The sequence below is a fragment of the Stenotrophomonas sp. 1337 genome, assembly GCF_031455455.1.
In the GTDB taxonomy this organism is placed as follows: domain Bacteria; phylum Pseudomonadota; class Gammaproteobacteria; order Xanthomonadales; family Xanthomonadaceae; genus Stenotrophomonas; species Stenotrophomonas indicatrix.
In genome coordinates, this window is sequence record NZ_JAVDSR010000018.1 from 40999 (window position 1) to 56657 (window position 15659).

General features: G+C 65.0%; 16 protein-coding genes and 1 tRNA gene. 8 read left to right on the plus strand and 9 right to left on the minus strand.

Annotated features, from left to right (window positions below):
- The first annotated feature begins 51 nt into the window (after window positions 1-51).
- The 3 genes from J2X70_RS18875 to coaE are packed head-to-tail and all read left to right on the plus strand — an operon-like array spanning window position 52 to window position 2805.
- Window positions 52-1311, plus strand: coding sequence for a type II secretion system F family protein (locus J2X70_RS18875; RefSeq protein ID WP_301865856.1), 1260 nt, complete (start codon window positions 52-54; stop codon window positions 1309-1311).
- Window positions 1312-1318: 7 nt separating this feature from the next.
- The gene (locus J2X70_RS18880; protein ID WP_025874291.1) at window positions 1319-2182 is read left to right on the plus strand and encodes an A24 family peptidase; all 864 of its coding nucleotides are present in this window, start codon (window positions 1319-1321) and stop codon (window positions 2180-2182) included.
- Between the two features lie 11 nt (window positions 2183-2193).
- On the plus strand, window positions 2194-2805 hold the full coding sequence (gene coaE, locus J2X70_RS18885) for a dephospho-CoA kinase (protein WP_080150569.1): 612 nt from the start codon (window positions 2194-2196) through the stop codon (window positions 2803-2805).
- 52 nt (window positions 2806-2857) lie between these two features.
- Here the strand turns inward: coaE and J2X70_RS18890 are convergent, their stop codons facing one another.
- The 7 genes from J2X70_RS18890 to J2X70_RS18920 all read right to left on the minus strand — a co-directional run bounded on the left by J2X70_RS18890 (window position 2858) and on the right by J2X70_RS18920 (window position 8395).
- On the minus strand, window positions 2858-3244 hold the full coding sequence (locus J2X70_RS18890) for a hypothetical protein (protein ID WP_059064914.1): 387 nt from the start codon (window positions 3242-3244) through the stop codon (window positions 2858-2860).
- A 617-nt stretch (window positions 3245-3861) separates the two neighbouring features.
- The gene (locus J2X70_RS18895) at window positions 3862-5232 is read right to left on the minus strand and encodes a HAMP domain-containing sensor histidine kinase (RefSeq protein ID WP_080150572.1); all 1371 of its coding nucleotides are present in this window, start codon (window positions 5230-5232) and stop codon (window positions 3862-3864) included.
- Window positions 5195-5872 (minus strand): response regulator transcription factor, encoded by a 678-nt coding sequence (locus J2X70_RS18900; RefSeq protein WP_025874286.1) that lies wholly within the window; start codon window positions 5870-5872, stop codon window positions 5195-5197. Before J2X70_RS18900 ends, J2X70_RS18895 begins: the two co-directional genes overlap by 38 nt.
- Window positions 5873-5880: 8 nt before the next feature.
- A complete protein-coding gene (locus J2X70_RS18905; protein ID WP_025874285.1) occupies window positions 5881-6354 on the minus strand; it encodes a hypothetical protein in 474 nt (157 codons plus the stop codon).
- Window positions 6355-6442: 88 nt separating this feature from the next.
- Window positions 6443-6919: a hypothetical protein gene (locus J2X70_RS18910; RefSeq protein WP_025874284.1), complete on the minus strand. Its 477-nt coding sequence runs from the start codon at window positions 6917-6919 to the stop codon at window positions 6443-6445.
- A 255-nt stretch (window positions 6920-7174) separates the two neighbouring features.
- Window positions 7175-8053, minus strand: coding sequence for a 30S ribosomal protein S6--L-glutamate ligase (gene rimK, locus J2X70_RS18915; RefSeq protein WP_309911683.1), 879 nt, complete (start codon window positions 8051-8053; stop codon window positions 7175-7177).
- Window positions 8054-8146: 93 nt separating this feature from the next.
- Window positions 8147-8395 carry a hypothetical protein gene (locus J2X70_RS18920; RefSeq protein WP_032951630.1) on the minus strand — a complete coding sequence of 83 codons (249 nt, stop codon included), beginning with the start codon at window positions 8393-8395 and terminating at the stop codon, window positions 8147-8149.
- A gap of 400 nt (window positions 8396-8795) precedes the next feature.
- Here J2X70_RS18920 and J2X70_RS18925 point away from each other — a divergent pair, with 400 nt between their 5' ends.
- The gene (locus tag J2X70_RS18925; protein WP_309911686.1) at window positions 8796-9248 is read left to right on the plus strand and encodes a hypothetical protein; all 453 of its coding nucleotides are present in this window, start codon (window positions 8796-8798) and stop codon (window positions 9246-9248) included.
- A gap of 438 nt (window positions 9249-9686) precedes the next feature.
- On the opposite strand, the gene J2X70_RS18930 is transcribed toward J2X70_RS18925, so the two are convergent.
- Together J2X70_RS18930 and J2X70_RS18935 are read right to left on the minus strand one after the other, a co-directional pair.
- Window positions 9687-9760, minus strand: a tRNA-Gly gene (locus J2X70_RS18930).
- 106 nt (window positions 9761-9866) lie between these two features.
- Complete coding sequence (locus J2X70_RS18935) at window positions 9867-11699, minus strand: autotransporter domain-containing protein (protein ID WP_309911688.1); 1833 nt, start codon at window positions 11697-11699, stop codon at window positions 9867-9869.
- A 207-nt stretch (window positions 11700-11906) separates the two neighbouring features.
- Here J2X70_RS18935 and thiS point away from each other — a divergent pair, with 207 nt between their 5' ends.
- The 4 genes from thiS (at window position 11907) to J2X70_RS18955 (ending at window position 15643) form a co-directional block, all read left to right on the plus strand.
- Window positions 11907-12107 (plus strand): sulfur carrier protein ThiS, encoded by a 201-nt coding sequence (gene thiS / locus J2X70_RS18940; protein WP_093818795.1) that lies wholly within the window; start codon window positions 11907-11909, stop codon window positions 12105-12107.
- A 132-nt stretch (window positions 12108-12239) separates the two neighbouring features.
- Complete coding sequence (locus tag J2X70_RS18945; protein ID WP_032975186.1) at window positions 12240-13034, plus strand: thiazole synthase; 795 nt, start codon at window positions 12240-12242, stop codon at window positions 13032-13034.
- Window positions 13034-13768, plus strand: a complete 735-nt coding sequence (gene trmB / locus J2X70_RS18950; RefSeq protein ID WP_025874277.1) for a tRNA (guanosine(46)-N7)-methyltransferase TrmB — start codon at window positions 13034-13036, stop codon at window positions 13766-13768. The genes J2X70_RS18945 and trmB overlap by 1 nt, the downstream gene beginning before the upstream one ends.
- 27 nt (window positions 13769-13795) lie before the next feature.
- Window positions 13796-15643 carry an SLC13 family permease gene (locus tag J2X70_RS18955; protein WP_025874276.1) on the plus strand — a complete coding sequence of 616 codons (1848 nt, stop codon included), beginning with the start codon at window positions 13796-13798 and terminating at the stop codon, window positions 15641-15643.
- Window positions 15644-15659 lie beyond the last annotated feature (16 nt).

A 15659-nucleotide genomic window follows, 5' to 3' on the forward strand; every position in this document is an offset into this window, starting at 1 on the left:
TACCATCGGCAACTGGATGCCCGTCTGGGGATGGCGGGCCGGGGAGCCAACATGTCTGTCAGTCGCAGTGCGATCAAGAAAGAACCGGTGGCGCGCGCCACCATGGAGCTGCAGCCGTTTGTCTGGGAGGGGACCGACAAGCGGGGCGTGAAGATGAAGGGCGAGCAGTTGGCCAAGAATGCCAACCTGCTGAGGGCCGAACTCCGTCGCCAAGGCATCAACCCCGGTACGGTGAAGACGAAGCCGAAGCCGTTGTTCGGTGCTGCCGGAAAGCCAATCAAACCGCGGGACATCGCCTTCTTCAGCCGGCAGATGGCCACGATGATGAAGTCCGGCGTACCGATCGTGTCGGCACTGGAGATCATCGGCAGCGGGCACAAGAACCCGCGCATGAAGAAGATGGTGGACACCATCCGCACCGATATCGAGGGCGGTTCCTCGATGTACGAAGCGGTCAGCAAGCATCCGGTGCAGTTCGACGAGCTCTATCGCAACCTGGTGCGGGCCGGCGAAGGCGCCGGCGTGCTGGAAACCGTGCTGGACACGGTGGCCACCTACAAAGAGAACATCGAGGCGCTGAAGGGCAAGATCAAGAAGGCGCTGTTCTACCCGATCATGGTGGTGGTGGTGGCCATGCTGGTCAGCGGCATCATGTTGGTATTCGTGGTGCCGCAGTTCGAGGATGTGTTCAAGAGTTTCGGCGCCGACCTGCCGGCGTTCACCCAGATGGTGGTGAACCTGTCGCGGTTCATGGTGTCGTGGTGGTGGTTGATGCTGATTGTTGCGATCGGAACGGCGGTCGGCGCGGTCATGGCTTACAAGCGCTCGCCAAAGATGCAGCACGCCATGGACCGGTTCGTGCTGAAGGTGCCGGTGATCGGCCAGATCATGCACAACAGCGCCATTGCCCGTTTCGCCCGCACCACCGCCGTTACGTTCAAGGCGGGCGTGCCGTTGGTGGAAGCTCTCGGCATCGTGGCGGGCGCTACCGGCAACACGGTGTATGAAGAGGCGGTGCTGCGGATGCGCGATGACGTGTCTGTCGGCTACCCGGTCAACGTTTCCATGAAACAGACCAACCTGTTCCCGCACATGGTCATCCAGATGACCGGCATCGGCGAAGAGGCTGGTGCCCTGGATGCCATGCTGTTCAAGGTGGCCGAGTACTACGAGCAGGAAGTCAACAATTCGGTGGATGCCCTGAGCAGCCTGCTGGAACCGATGATCATGGTGTTCATTGGTACCATTGTTGGCGGCATGGTGATTGCCATGTACCTTCCCATCTTCAAGCTCGGCGCCGTCGTCGGATAAAACATACATGGCATTTCTCGACCAGCATCCCGGCCTCGGCTATCCCGCCGCGGCCGGCCTGGGACTGCTTCTGGGCAGCTTCCTGAACGTCGTCATCCTGCGCCTGCCCAAGCGGCTGGAATGGCAGTGGAAGCGCGATGCGCGCGAGGTTCTGGAGGAGCCGGACTTCTACGAGCCGCCCCCGCCGGGCATCGTCGTTGAGCCTTCGCACTGCCCGCACTGCAAGCACAAGCTGGCCTGGTACGAGAACATCCCGCTGTTCAGCTGGATGATCCAGGGCGGCAAGTGCCGCCACTGCAAGGCGCCCATCTCCATCCAGTACCCGCTGGTGGAGGCCCTGACCGCGGTGATGGTGCTGGCCTGCGTGTGGCAGTTCGGCTTCGGCTGGCAGGGCTTCGGTGCGATCGTGCTGACCTGCTTCCTGATCGCCCTGTCCGGCATCGACCTGCGCACCCAGCTGCTCCCGGACCAATTGACCCTGCCGCTGATGTGGCTCGGGTTGATCGGTAGCATCGACAACCTGTACATGCCGGCCAAGCCTGCCCTGCTGGGGGCTCTGCTGGGCTACCTGTCGCTGTGGTCGGTGTGGTGGCTGTTCAAGCAGCTGACCGGCAAGGAGGGCATGGGCCACGGCGACTTCAAGCTGCTGGCCGCGCTGGGCGCGTGGTGCGGCATGAAGGGCATCCTGCCGATCATCCTGATGTCGTCGGTGCTGGGCGCCCTCATCGGCTCGATCTGGCTGTACAGCCGCGGCCGTGACCGGGCGACACCGATTCCGTTCGGCCCCTACCTGGCACTGGCCGGCTGGCTGTTCTTCATGTGGGGCGAGCCCCTGCTGAACCAGTATCTGGTGATGAGCGGGCTGCGCTGAGGGGAGTCCCCATGAGCCAGTATGTGGTGGGTCTGACCGGCGGCATTGCCTCGGGCAAGAGTGAGGTAACCCGGCGCTTCGAGGCGCTGGGTATTGTCGTGGCCGACGCCGACCTGGCCGCGCGCGCGGTGGTGGCGGTGGGCAGCCCTGCCCTCGCCCTGATTGCCGAGCGCTTCGGTGCAGACATGCTGCTCACCGACGGCGCCCTGGACCGGGCGCGCCTGCGTGCCCACATCTTTGCCGACCCGGCCGAGCGGACGGCGCTGGAAGCAATCACCCACCCGGCCATCCGCCGGCTGATGCAGCAGCAGTGCGAGCAGGCCGCCAGCCCCTATGCGCTGGCGGCGATCCCGCTGCTGACCGAAGTGGGCGGTCGCCAGGCCTATCCGTGGCTGGACCGGGTGCTGCTGGTGGATGCCCCGGAAGCCGTGCAGCACGCCCGGCTGATGCAGCGCGACGGCATCGACGCCGCGCTGGCGGACCAGATGATCGCCGCCCAGGCCACCCGCGCGCAGCGCCTCGCGCTGGCTGATGATGTGGTCGTCAATGATGGCCATCCGGATGACCTGCAGGCGCAGGTCGAGCGGTTGCATGCGCGGTACCTGGTGTTGGCGGCAGGGTAATCCTGCAGGTCTATCGGCACCGCGCGAACGCGCATCCACGCATGGCGTGGATCTACTCCAGCTGCTGGCGGGCGTAGCGCGCCAGTTCGCGGGCGGCCAGCAACAGACCTTCCACTACATCCGGCGGCAGTTGCTGGCCCGCGCTGCCCTGCACGCGTGCCGCTTCGGCGGCGTGCAGCATCTGGATCAGCGCATTGAGACCGGCCAGGGTACGGCTGAGGCTGGCCAGGGTTACCGCCTGCGAGGGCGTGAGACCGGTGCCCTGCCGGGTCTGGCCATCGGCGTTGTCGCGGCCATCCATGCGTGCCATCAGCGCGGGCAGCAGGTCGCTGGGTTCGGCCAGTACGTCTTCGATGCGTTCGGCGATGTCGGCCGGCAACTGATCGGCGGATTCGCCAACCAGGCGGCGCAGGTTCGGATAGGTAGTGCGTGCAGACATGGCAATGCTCCTCGCAGACGGCAAGGCCACCCGCGGATGCGGGGTGGCGGACGGTGCGGGTTGGCGTACCGGAGACCCAACAACTCGAAAGCAAGGAAAAAGACTCCAGCGGACTCTTGCGAGTCCCCACGCACCGCCCGCCGAAGCAGAAGGCATGCGATGCATTTTCCACGATGGCCAAAGCGCATCTGGAGCTTTCAAGTTGTCGGGTTTATTCAGGACGCCAATCCCGGCCGGGGCGATGACCCCGACCGTGCCATCTCGCCAGCTGCATGCATTGCGGTCATGAGGCGAAAACGCCATGCGGGCCAACCGTCTGCGGAACCGTGCGGTGCGACACGCGCAGGGCGCGGAATGCATCACGCAGGTGTCGTACTGGACCAGAAACGCCGCGCCTTCGCGGAAGCTGCATTGGCATTGCATGCGACATTTCGCGCCGAGTGGGAGATTTTGGCGACGGATGGATTTGCGCCGACCAAGGTCGGCACCCACCAAAGCAGCATCGGCGACCGGAGGATTCGTGCCGACCAAGGCCGGCCCCCACCAAAGCAGCATCAGCGACGGATGGATTCGTGCCGACCAAGGTCGGCACCCACCAAAGCAGCAGCCAGAATGGGTTACAGCGGCTTCGGCGAGAACGTCAGCGTTGCGATCACGCCACGGGCGCCGCCCGGCCGCACGCTTACCTGCCAGCCGTACAGATCGCACAGGCGACTGACGATCGACAGGCCGATACCGCCACCCTGCGAGTGGCCGGCATGGGTACCGCGGTAGCCGCGCTGGAACAGCTTGGCGGCATCTTCCTCGCTCAGGCCTGGCCCGCTGTCGGTCACCGACACAGCGTTGGTGCCCACATGTACGCGCACCTCGCCATCCTGCGAGTACTTCACCGCATTGCCGATCAAGTTGCCCAGCGCCACCGACAACGCCGCTTCGGGGGCATCGATGACCAGATCGCGTTCGCCATCCAGGTGCAGCTCCAGCGGCTTGCCACCCAACTGGGCGCGGTGCGCGTCCAGCAGCTGTTCGGCCACCCGGGCTACATTGCTGCTGCCCTGCCCGCGTTCGTTGCGCGACAGCAGCAGCAGCGCGCCGATCAGATCGCTGCACTGCTGCTCGGCGCGCTGGATGCGCTGCAGGCGCTGCAGCACCTTTTCGTCCAGGCCGGGGCGGGTCAGCAGAAGCTCGGTGGCGCCACGGATCACCGCCAACGGCGTGCGCAGCTCGTGGCTGACATCGGCATTGAACTCACGGTCGCGCTGCACCACTTCGGTCAGCCGCGAGGAATAGTCATCCAACGCCTGTGCCAACTGGCCCACTTCGTCATCCGGGAAGCGCGGCGCCAACGGCTCGGGCTCACTGGTACCGCCACGGTACGCACGCAGGCGCGCGGCCAGATCCGAGACCGGCTTCATCACCTTGGAGGCCGACCACCAGCCCAGCACCAGCGACAGCAGGCTGAATACCAGCACCGACAGGAACAGCGCGCGGTTGAGCTGCTGCCCACCGCGGACGCTGTCGGTCATGTCGTAGGCCAGGAACGCCCAGGCATCGGGAGTCTTGCGCACGGCCAGCTTGTAGGAATAGCGCTCGCCGCGCTCGTCCACACCGCCCATGTTGTACAGGCCGTCCTTGAACTCGTACCAGTCCGGCTCCTCCTCGCGCAGGGCTTCGAACTTGTCCGGCTTGATCAGGCGCGCGCGCATCTGCTGCACCGGCAGGTCGGGGTTGCGGTCCGGGCTTTCGTAATAACGCCGCACGTACTCGCTGATGTTGCGGTTCATCACGTCTTCCACCAGCTGGTTTTCCACCCGCATGCGGGCCCAGTTGGTGGCGAACGCGAACAGTGTCGTCAGGCAGAAGCCCAACAACACGAACGAAACGATGATGCGACTGCGCAGGCGCCGCCGATAAGGCGTGCGCCGGCGCTCCCCCTTGCTTGCCACAGAATCAGGCTTCCGGCGTAGCGATGCGGTATCCGATGCCATGGCGGGTCTGGATCATCGGCACTTCAAAGGGCTTGTCCACCACGGCGCGCAGGCCATGGATGTGCACGCGCAGCGAATCGGAGTCCGGCAACTCTTCGCCCCAGACACGGGTTTCCAGCTCCTGCCGGGTGACCACGGCCGGGGCCGCTTCCATCAGCGCCTGCAGGATCTTCAATGCGGTCGGGTTGAGCTGCAGCAGCTTGCCCTGGCGGCGCACTTCCAGCGTGTCCAGGTTGTATTCCAGGTCACCGGTTTCCAGCACGCGGGTCTGCACGCCCTTGCCGCGACGCGACAGAGCGTTCAGACGCACTTCCACTTCCTGCAGCGCGAACGGCTTGATCAGGTAGTCGTCAGCACCGGAATCGAAGCCGGCCAGCTTGTTGTCCAGCGAATCGCGCGCGGTCAGCATCAGCACCGGGGTCTGCTTGCGCGCTTCATTGCGAAGCTTGCGGCAGACCTCGATGCCGTCCATGCCGGGCAGGTTGAGGTCCAGGACAATCGCGTCGAACTCGTGCACGACAGCCAGATGCAACCCGGTCACTCCGTCGGCAGCGAAGTCCACGGTGTGGCCCCGGTCCTCCAGGTAGTCGCCCAGATTGGCCGCAATGTCGCTGTTGTCTTCGATTACCAGGATTCTCACTGTCACCTCTAATTGACGAATTTACCGACGCGCTGGGCCTGACCCATGTCGCGCTGTGCCTTGTCCTTCTGCCGAGCACGCTCGGCGACGGTCATGCATTGCGTGGACGACATGTTGGAACCAATGGTCTTCTCACGTCGGCATATTAGACGACTATCTTCACGCGCCTGTGTCAAAACGGTGTTCACGACCTGCTGATCGTTGAAGACCTCAGTTCGTACCGATTCAGGCATCGCGTCCTTGGTCGGGTACTGCTCGGCGGCGGCACGGATGCGAACCAGGGTCTCGCGGACCTTGCCGCGCTCTTCCTGACGCAGCTCGGAATAGGTTTCGCCATCGTTGAGCTCGATCTCGATGCGCTCTACCTGCTGCAGCAGCGGCTTGCCCGGCAGGAATACCTCTTCGGCACTCTTGGCCCCTGCCGAGGCAGCGACCAGGGCCAACGCCGAAACCAGAACCGCTGATATCACTGGATGCTTCATGACAAACGAATCCCTGTCTGAGGTGAACGCCGACTGTATGCGGATGCCCGCTCTGCCAGCAAGTGCTGGCCGGCAGGTGCAGGCGGCCTTAAAGCTTGGAGTCCGGGTTCAAGTTGCTGTAGGTGCGCTGGTCGTTGAGCAGGGCCTTGCCCTTCTCTTCGATGCGGCGCCGTTCGGCCACGGTCATGCAACGGCTCTTGGGCATGTTGCTGCCCGTGGTGCGCTGGTACGAGCAGATCTGGCGGCTGTCGTCGTGGGCGCGCGTCAGGATGCTGTTGACCCGCTCCTGATCGTTGAAGACGTCGTTCTGCACCTGCGGCGGCAGCTCCTGGACGGTCTGCCGGTCGCCCATCCGCTGGGTGATCCGCGCCAGTGCCTGCTGGACCTGACTGCGATCCTCGGCGGAGATTTCGTTGTAGTCGCCCTGCTGCAGGGCTTTTTCGACCTGGCGGACCTGCTCGGCCACCGGGGTCTGGCGGTCCATCTGCACAGCCGCCTTTTCCGGCTTGGCCAGTGCAACGCCAGGCAGGCACAGCAACAGCACGATCATCGTGGTGCGGTACATCGCCAACCTCCCGATCCTTCGGAACGAAGGCCCAACTCTACGAGTGTCCCCACCTGCCCACAAGGGCCCCTTGGCAGGGGGACACAGGGCATAAAAAAGACCCAGGCGGTGCACCCGCCTGGGCCTGAAGTTGTATCCCGATACCGATCCTGCTGAGAGGCAGAGCTGCGGTTCGTTGAAGGCTACGCCCGGGGCGATTAAAGCAGTGTTAAACCCGCCAACCCCGCCTGAATTTAATTTCAAGCCACTGAAATATCAGGATTTTTTGACCTTCTCGACATGTTCGATGATGCGTGCGGCCACATCCACCCCGCAGGCGGCCTCGATCCCTTCCAGACCCGGGGTTGAGTTCACCTCCAGCACCAGCGGGCCGCGCTCGGAGCGGATCAGGTCCACCCCGCAGACGCCCAGCCCCAGCGCCTTGGCCGAACGTACCGCCACCTGCTGCTCGGCCCGGCTGGCCTTGGACGCCACCGCCGTGCCGCCGGCATGCAGGTTCGAGCGGAAATCCCCCTCCGGCGCCTGGCGCTGCATCGACGCCACCACCTGGTCGCCGACCACGAAGCAACGCAGGTCGGCGCCCTTGGCCTCGCCGATGAACTCCTGCATCAGGAAGTTGGCATACAGGCCACGCAGGGCTTCGACGATGCCGCGCGAGGCGCTGGCCTTCTCGGTGAGGATCACGCCACGGCCCTGGGTGCCTTCATTGAGCTTTACCACATGCGGCGGTGGGCCGAGCATGGACAACAGGTCGACGGTGTCATCCGGGTTGTCACCGAAGACGGTGACCGGCATGTCGATGCCCTTGGCCGCCAGCAACTGGTGCGCCCGCAGCTTGTCGCGCGAGCGCAGGATCGCGTCGGACGGATTGGGCGTGCGTGCGCCCATCAGTTCGAACTGGCGCAGCACGGCGGTGCCATAGCGGGTGACCGAAGCACCGATGCGCGGGATGACCGCATCCACGCCGGTCATCGGCCGGCCCTTGTAGTGCATGGAAAAGCCGTCCGCGGCGATGCGCATGTAGCAGCGCAGCGGATCCAGGATGCGCACGGTATGGCCGCGCGCGCGCGCGGCCTCGACCAGCCGACGGGTGGAGTACAGCCGGGTGTTGCGGGACAGGATGGCGAGCTTCATCGCAGTGGGATCGGTCGGCAGGCGCGAAGCATAGCGTGGCAGCGTTGCGTCTGGATGATGCTGCCCGGCCCGCGCGCAGCCGCGCTGCCCAGCTCACTCCGTGCCTGGCAACACCGGCGGACAGGTGCGTGCCGCTTCGCCCAGCGCGGCGATGCAGGCCATCTGGATGGCCGACCCACTGAAGGCGTCCTGATAGATCTGCCCGATCAACCGCGCCGCCTCCGGGCCACCGGCACGCCCGAGTGCTCGAACCGCTTCGACCTGTTTGGCTGAGCCGATGCCGGCCGAAAGGAAGATCCTGTGCAGCCGTGTGACAACGTCATCCCTGCTTTCCACGCGCATGTTTCCACTTGAAAGGAGTCTGGACGCTACCGCGCACTGCCTGCACGGGAAATGCGGATTGTTGGAAACGAACGCCCCGCGCTCGGCCTGAATCAGGCCCGACAGAATCTAGCCGATGCGAACGAAGCGGGCCCATCTGAATCGCTCGCCCAAGCGACTTTTGAGTGTGCGAGGTCAGGAGGGCGCTCCAGCCAGCTCGACGCCGTAGGGCGCCGTAGGGCAATGCCGCGACAGCACTTGGCCATTCCCCTACCCAGCATCTTGCACGCATGGAAAGGCCACCGTTCACCTTCGCCGACTGGAATTACCTGCAATAGACGGGGAGTTACCTGACTTCAAACGACGCGATCATTGTTGATAACCTCGGATGCAGGGGATCCATCAGCAAAGGAGATGCATGATGCCTGTTACGCAACGTGGGAGATTGGCTTGTATCGTCGCAGGGCTTGCACTTTCTGTAGCACTCGCCGCCAATGCAAGCACGCAACAAACACAGCCTCAGCAGCAACAGCGACTTCCCTCTGTGGCGGAAAGCATGTCGATTTTCCGACAGCTGGAGCCTGAACTGCAGCGTTTTGTGGATCAGCAGACGCGGCTGCCGGGCCAAGAAGATCATGTACTTGTCCGGATCACTCCTGAGCCGTCTACAGGCATAGTCTGGATTGATCTGGATTCAGGCTATTTGCCTAAAGGGGCGACGGAGCTGAGTGAGAGTTTCGGCGAAAAGATCGGCGAGATCGAGGCGGAGCTTTACGAGTACCTCTCCGGAACTGTCGGATTCAAGTACGTTATTGCACGAATCGGGGGTAAAACGATCAATGAAATCCTTCCCCCGGAGCGTCCAAGGTTGTGACCTGCGCTCCGGATTACCGCTGCAGCCAGAGTTGCCGCCAGTGCATAACTCCAAACAGTACGGCAGGTGCGCTGAGTGTAGTTGCCAACAAGGTCACCTGAAGTTGAGGCAGGCCACTCATCTTTCCACGTGATTCGCTACACCCGACCGAAGACCTGCAAGAACCTGCCGAACGAGCAGCGAAGACTCACAACTCGCGGCCGATCGCGAATGAAGCGAGTCTTCCCTTGACGGGCGCGCATCGCGCTGAGGATTCGATAAGACCCGCGAGGCGGCGGACATTCACGAGGCGCAGGCCCAGCCGAGCATCCATCAGTCACCACGACCGGGATCCACGCGCGAAAGAAAAGAGAGTCCAAAACCACTTCGGCGCAGTGAATTGCGAAGCGCTTCGGTTATTGCGGAGCGCCTCGATCTGGCGCAAACCGCTGGAAGACATGGAGCGGGCGAAGGGAATCGAACCCTCGTCAGTAGCTTGGGAAGCTACAGCTCTACCATTGAGCTACGCCCGCGTTGCCCGACAAGTCTATGCGGGGCACGTGTTCAAACGCAACGGGCAGGCCCTTGCAGCCTGCCCGTGACGGTGACGGCAGGCCCGCAGGCCTGCCGTCGTGTGCATCAGAAGCTGCCGCTGAAGCTGGCAAACAGCGTCGCGTCCTGCGCACGCTTCTGCAGGGTGGTGGCGCTCAGGCCGATGTTGCTCTGCAGGCCGAACAGCTCCATGCGCGCGCCCAGGATGGCGGTTGCATAGTTCTTGTCGAAGTCCATGCCCGGCACGCGGTACATGCCGACGTCCGGCAGGCTCTGCACCCAGGCGCTGGCCTGCTTGGTGTCTTCGAACTCGTGGTCGTAGGTCACCTGCACGTACGGCTTGACGGTTCCGCCGTCGAAGCGGGCCTGCCAACCGATACGGCCGACGGTGGAATCGACATCCTGCTTGCCGTAACCCAGCGCGGTGGCCAGGGTGCCGGCATCGGCGCTTTCGGTGTAACCGTCGATCTTGACCTGCTGCCAGATCACCGAGGCGATCGGGCCGTGGCGGAAGCCACCTTCGGTGCCGAACTCGTAACCGGCGTTCAGGGCGGCGGTCAGGTTGCTGCCGTCCGGCGAGCCACCGTGTTCGCGGGTGGCCGGGCCGAGCTGGACCTTGCGGTTCACGTCATAGGACAGCCAGGTGTAGCTGACCTGGCCATTGACCCAGATGCGGTCGCCGTACCAGCCGGCGAACAGACCGGCCGTGGTGTCCTTCTGGGTGAAATCGCCACGGCTGTTGCCGAAGTCGGCATTCAGGCGGCCAAAGCCGGCGAAGCCGCCGAAGACCATGCCGTCACGTGCCCAGTCGACACCGAACAGGCCGGCCGGGGCCAGGCCGTCGTACAGATCGGCGTGGTCGTAGCGCTGCATGTCACCGCGCACGCCGCCCCACCAGGACATCCCGTCGGCCGGGCGGCCGGCCTGGTGCAGGCTGACCTGGTCGGCGCGCGAACGGCCGATGGTCTGTGCCGAGTGGCTCAGCACCTGCTGCAGGCGCGGGCCTTCCAGGATCGAGATGGCGTACTGGCCCAGCATCTGGTGCGCGGCCGTGGTCGGGTGCACGTCATCGGCGAACAGGTAGGTACTTGCCGCATCCGGACGCACATAGGCCAAGGGGCTGCAGGTCAGCGACGACGGCACGGTGCAGGCCCGGCCGGTGACGTTGCTGAAGCCGTACATGCCCGGGCTGGCGATGATTTCGCGCAGCAGCGTGTAGGTGTCCAGCGGAATGAAATCGATGCCGGCCTGCTTGAGACCGCCATAAAGCGCGCTGTTGTAGGCGTTGGACAGCGCCGTCCCCTGCACGCGCGCGGCAGCGCCGCGATCGATGAAGCCCGGAGTGGAGCCGATATCGGGCAGGTTCGGAACCAGCACGTACTCGGCACCGGCCTGCTTCAGGCTGGCCACGATACCGATCTGGTCAGTGACCGCCGAGCCGATGACTGCTGGCGCCTGGGCCGGGTTGGTGATCTGGAACAGGTCGTTTGCGCCACCCCAGACGGTGTACAGCGCGCGCGGATCCGCCTTGCCAGCGTTGGCGGCCAGGTAGTTGGCGGTCTGCGTCTTCAACGACGGCACCAGCACGTTGCCCAGCTGCGGGTTGCGGAAGTCGGTGCCGACCCGGGCGCCGCCGACAGCGTAGTTGTCGCCGGTCTGGCCGTTGCCGTTCGGGCTGGCGTTGGTGCCGTAGTAATCGGCCACCCACTGTGCCCACTCCCAACCGGGGTTGGTGGTGGACTGGCCGGTGACCGGACGCACGTCGGCCGGCAGCAGCGGACGGAAGTAGCCGCTGTCGGTCAGGCTGTCACCGATGAACACGGTGCGGGTGAACGGGGATTCGCCTGCCATGGCCGGCAGCGCGGCCAGCGCGATCGCGGCCGCCATGAGGGAGCGGATCGGGCGTTTGCTGAGCAGCATGTAAAAACTCCTGTGGGGATATCGTTTGAGGATCCGACGCACGTACGCCGGCGCACGGTGAATGGTTTCACTGCGCCGCCAATTGCTCACGCTGCGCCGCCGCATGGATTGTCGCCCGAGCCAGGCCTGGCGGGCTTTGCCGGTGCGGGCGTAGCGCACAACTTGCAACGGTTCCGATGCGAACCGGCGATCAGCGACAATGGCCCCATGAACATCCAGCTCAATGGCGAACCCCGCACCCTGCCCGCTTCGGCGACCCTCCTGGACCTGCTTGCGGCCGAGCAGTTGCTGCAACGCCGGGTGGCGGTGGAGGTGAACGGCGAGATCGTCAGTCGCAGCCTCCATGCCGAGCATGTGCTGGCCGAGGGCGATGTGGTGGAGATCGTGCATGCCCTGGGCGGCGGCTGAGGCATCCCGCGCTCCGCGCTCGCCGGGCATGGCCCGGCGCTACCCTGCGCATCCGTTCCGGTAGCGCCGGGCCATGCCCGGCGGCGTCGAAGTGACGACCCCATCTTCGGGCGGATAAGCGATAATCGCGTCATGAACGCTCATGTCTCCCCCGATTCGCTGGTGATCGCCGGCAAGACCTACAGCTCGCGGCTGCTTACCGGCACCGGCAAGTTCAAGGATCTGGAAGAAACCCGCCTGGCCACCGAGGCCGCGGGCGCCCGGATCGTCACCGTGGCCATCCGCCGTACCAACATCGGCCAGAACCCGGGCGAACCGAACCTGCTCGACGTGCTGCCGCCGGACCGTTACACCATCCTGCCCAACACCGCCGGCTGCTACACCGCCGAGGATGCCGTGCGCACCTGCCGCCTGGCCCGCGAACTGCTGGACGGCCACAACCTGACCAAGCTGGAAGTACTGGGCGACCAGAAGTCGCTGTACCCGGACGTGGTGCAGACCCTCAAGGCCGCCGAGCAGCTGGTCAAGGACGGTTTCGAGGTGATGGTCTATACCTCCGACGACCCGATCCTGGCCAAGCGCCTGGAAGAGATCGGCTGCGCTGCGGTGATGCCGCTGGCCGCGCCGATCGGCTCGGGCCTGGGCATCCAGAACAAGTACAACCTGCTGCAGATCATCGAAGACGCCAAGGTGCCGATCATCGTCGACGCCGGCGTGGGCACCGCGTCGGATGCGGCGATCGCGATGGAACTGGGCTGCGACGGCGTGCTGATGAACACCGCCATCGCCGGCGCGCGCAACCCGGTGTTGATGGCCAGCGCCATGCGCAAGGCCGTGGAAGCCGGCCGCGAGGCGTTCCTGGCCGGCCGCATTCCGCGCAAGCGCTATGCCAGTGCGTCCTCGCCGATCGATGGGTTGATCGGCTGATGACCAATCCATTCGACAGCGCCGGTTCGAAGGCACCGCCCAAGCCGTTCACGGTCAACGAAGGCCGCCGTGAAGTGCGCAGCTTCGTGCTGCGCCAGGGCCGTTTCACCCCGGCCCAGCAGCGCGCGTTCGACGAGCGCTGGCCGCGTTTCGGCCTGGATTTCAGCGGTGAACCGCGTGATCTGGACGCCACCTTCGGCCGCGATGCACACAAGGTGCTGGAAATCGGCTTCGGCAACGGCGCCGCGCTGCGCTTCGCCGCGCAGCAGGACCCCAGCCGCGACTACATCGGCCTGGAAGTGCACGCGCCCGGCGTGGGCCGCCTGCTGAACGCGCTGGCCGACGACAACGCCGACCACGTGCGCCTGTACCACCACGACGCAGTGGAAGTGCTGGAAAAGGAAATCGCCGATGGCGCGCTGGACGAAGTGCGCATCTACTTCCCCGACCCGTGGCACAAGAAGCGCCACAACAAGCGTCGCCTGATCCAGCCGGGTTTTGCCGAGCTGCTGGTGCGCAAGCTGCGCCCCGGTGGCCGCCTGCACTGTGCCACCGACTGGGAGGATTACGCCGAGCAGATGTGGGACGTGCTCGATGCCACCCCCGGCCTGGTCAACCGTGCCGGTCCGCGTGGCAGCGTGCCGCGCCCGGACTGGCGCCCGCAGACCCACTTCGAGACCCGCGGCCAGAAGCTCGGCCATGGCGTCTGGGACCTGTTGTACGACCGCACCTGATGAACGCCTGAGGACGCCGCGCCCCACATGGATACCGCGCTGACGCTGACCACTGACATGAAGCTCGTGCTCGGGCTGGTCGGCTTCACAATGGCGATGTTCCTGTTCGAGCGCATCCGCGCCGACGTGGTCGCGCTGGTGGTGCTGGTGGTGCTGGGCGTGACCGGCCTGATCGCGCCGGAGGAGATCTTCGGCGGCTTCTCCGGCAACGCGGTGATGAGCATCATCGCCACCACCATCCTCGGCGCGGGCCTGGACCGCACCGGTGCCTTGAACCGGCTCGCGGCCTGGCTGCTGCGGCGCGGCCATGGCGTGGAGCAGCGGCTGCTGATGATGACCACGGCCATCGCCGGCCTGAACTCGTCCTTCATGCAGAACCCGTCGGTGATGGCGCTGTACCTGCCGGTTGCCTCGCGTCTGGCCGCGCGCACCGGACTGACCATGCAACGCCTGCTGCTGCCGATCTCGGCGGCGATCGTGATGGGTGGCGCGCTGACCATGGTCGGCAACTCGCCGCTGATCCTGCTGAACGATCTGCTGGCCTCGGCCAATAACAACCTGCCCTCCGGCCTGGCCACCATCGAGCCGCTGCGCATGTTCGCGCCGCTGCCGATCGGCATCGCCCTGCTGATCGCCTCGCTGCTGTATTTCCGCTACTACGGCGACCGCAAGCTGGTGGAAGAGGAAAGCCTGGTCAACGACGGCACCACGCCGGCCCGCACCGAGAGCTACTTCGCCAAGACCTACGGCATCGAAGGCGACGTGTTCGAGCTGGTGGTCACCGCCGAGAGCCCGCTGGTCGGCATGACCCTGGGCGAGGCCGAGAACCTGCATGACGCGCCGCTGCTGCTGGCACTGAAGACCGGCAATGACACCCGCCTGGCACCGCCGGCGGAAATGCGCATCTGGGTGGGCAGCGTGCTCGGCGCGATGGGCCCGCGCCAGCAGATCCACGATTTCGCGCAGAACCAGTTCCTGCGCATGTCCTCGCGCCTGAAACACCTGGGCGACTTGTTCAATCCCAGCCGCGCTGGCATTTCCGAGGCGGTGGTGCCGCCGACCTCCGGCGTCATCGGCAAGACCGCAGGCGAGCTGCGCCTGCGCAAGGAACGCGGCATCAGCCTGCTGGCGATCAACCGCGACAAGCAGGTGATCCGCGAGGATGTGCGCGATGTGCAGCTGCGCGCCGGCGACATGCTGGTCTTCCACAGCATCTGGACCGACCTCGCGCAGGCCGCCAAGAGCCGCGACTTCGTGGTGGTCACCGATTACCCCACCGGCGAGCAGCGCCCGCACAAGTTCAAGATTGCCATGGCGATCTTCGCCCTGACCATCCTGATCGCGCTGACCAGCAAACTGCCGGTGGCGCTGACGCTGATGACCGGCGTGGCCGGGATGCTGTTGACCGGCGTGCTGCGCATGGACGAGGCCTATGCCTCGATCAACTGGAAGACGGTGTTCATGATGGCCGGGCTGATTCCGCTCGGCTGGGCGATGGATTCCAGCGGCGCAGCGGCATGGGTGGCCGGCCATACCATCGACAAGCTGCCCACCGGCATTCCGATCTGGGTGCTGGAACTGGCGCTGGCGCTGCTGACCACGGTGTTCTCGCTGGTGATCAGCCATGTGGGCGCGACCATCGTGATGGTGCCGATCGCGGTGAACCTGGCGCTGGCGGCCGGCGGCAATCCCACGGCGTTCGCGCTGATCGTGGCGCTGTCGGCGTCCAACAACCTGATGACGGCGTCGAACCCGGTGATTTCGATGATCACCGGCCCGGCCAACTACACCCCACGCGAGATGTGGCGGGTCGGCGGCCCGCTGTCACTGATCTACACCTGTGTGGTGGTGGTGATGATCAACCTGATGTTCTGAAGGTTGGGTTTGTTGG

Bases quoted from the DNA above. Each gene is read 5' to 3' on its own strand.
- J2X70_RS18875 (WP_301865856.1), top strand. From the start codon at position 52: ATGTCTGTCAGTCGCAGTGCGATCAAGAAAGAACCGGTGGCGCGCGCC.
- J2X70_RS18880 (WP_025874291.1), top strand. From the start codon at position 1,319: ATGGCATTTCTCGACCAGCATCCCGGCCTCGGCTATCCCGCCGCGGCC.
- coaE (WP_080150569.1), top strand. From the start codon at position 2,194: ATGAGCCAGTATGTGGTGGGTCTGACCGGCGGCATTGCCTCGGGCAAG.
- J2X70_RS18890 (WP_059064914.1), bottom strand. From the start codon at position 3,244: ATGTCTGCACGCACTACCTATCCGAACCTGCGCCGCCTGGTTGGCGAA.
- J2X70_RS18895 (WP_080150572.1), bottom strand. From the start codon at position 5,232: ATGGCATCGGATACCGCATCGCTACGCCGGAAGCCTGATTCTGTGGCA.
- J2X70_RS18905 (WP_025874285.1), bottom strand. From the start codon at position 6,354: ATGAAGCATCCAGTGATATCAGCGGTTCTGGTTTCGGCGTTGGCCCTG.
- J2X70_RS18910 (WP_025874284.1), bottom strand. From the start codon at position 6,919: ATGTACCGCACCACGATGATCGTGCTGTTGCTGTGCCTGCCTGGCGTT.
- rimK (WP_309911683.1), bottom strand. From the start codon at position 8,053: ATGAAGCTCGCCATCCTGTCCCGCAACACCCGGCTGTACTCCACCCGT.
- J2X70_RS18920 (WP_032951630.1), bottom strand. From the start codon at position 8,395: ATGCGCGTGGAAAGCAGGGATGACGTTGTCACACGGCTGCACAGGATC.
- J2X70_RS18925 (WP_309911686.1), top strand. From the start codon at position 8,796: ATGCCTGTTACGCAACGTGGGAGATTGGCTTGTATCGTCGCAGGGCTT.
- J2X70_RS18935 (WP_309911688.1), bottom strand. From the start codon at position 11,699: ATGCTGCTCAGCAAACGCCCGATCCGCTCCCTCATGGCGGCCGCGATC.
- thiS (WP_093818795.1), top strand. From the start codon at position 11,907: ATGAACATCCAGCTCAATGGCGAACCCCGCACCCTGCCCGCTTCGGCG.
- J2X70_RS18945 (WP_032975186.1), top strand. From the start codon at position 12,240: ATGAACGCTCATGTCTCCCCCGATTCGCTGGTGATCGCCGGCAAGACC.
- trmB (WP_025874277.1), top strand. From the start codon at position 13,034: ATGACCAATCCATTCGACAGCGCCGGTTCGAAGGCACCGCCCAAGCCG.
- J2X70_RS18955 (WP_025874276.1), top strand. From the start codon at position 13,796: ATGGATACCGCGCTGACGCTGACCACTGACATGAAGCTCGTGCTCGGG.